Source organism: Lactobacillus ultunensis DSM 16047, assembly GCF_001436305.1.
Classification (GTDB): Bacteria; Bacillota; Bacilli; order Lactobacillales; family Lactobacillaceae; genus Lactobacillus; species Lactobacillus ultunensis.
This window is the reverse complement of sequence record NZ_AZFO01000099.1, coordinates 1-234: the sequence shown is the minus strand read 5'-3', so window position 1 is coordinate 234 and position 234 is coordinate 1. Positions and strand designations below refer to the sequence as shown.

1 protein-coding gene is annotated in these 234 nt (G+C 35.5%); it reads right to left on the bottom strand.

What is annotated here, in order from left to right:
• Positions 1-207 (bottom strand): transposase (locus FC57_RS10535; RefSeq protein WP_162259284.1); only part of this gene is annotated, 207 nt, incomplete at its 3' end.
• Between the last annotated feature and the right edge of the window lie 27 nt (positions 208-234).

The following is a 234-nucleotide window of genomic DNA, read 5'->3' as shown; positions in this document are numbered from 1 at the left end:
AGAGTAATGGCTATTGTGTTGGGCACTGTTAAAAATTTCACCTCGATTGCTTTGATATTGATTAGCCCATTCTCTTACTTGATGGCCTCCAGACTTAACTGGCATATTTAGATTTTGAGCTATTTCCGTAGCGCTCATATTGCTATTTAAGTATTGTTTGACTGCCCATAGCTTTTGTTCAAATAAATGTTTGCTTTTTCTAGACATAAAAAATCCCACCTTCGTGAATAATTG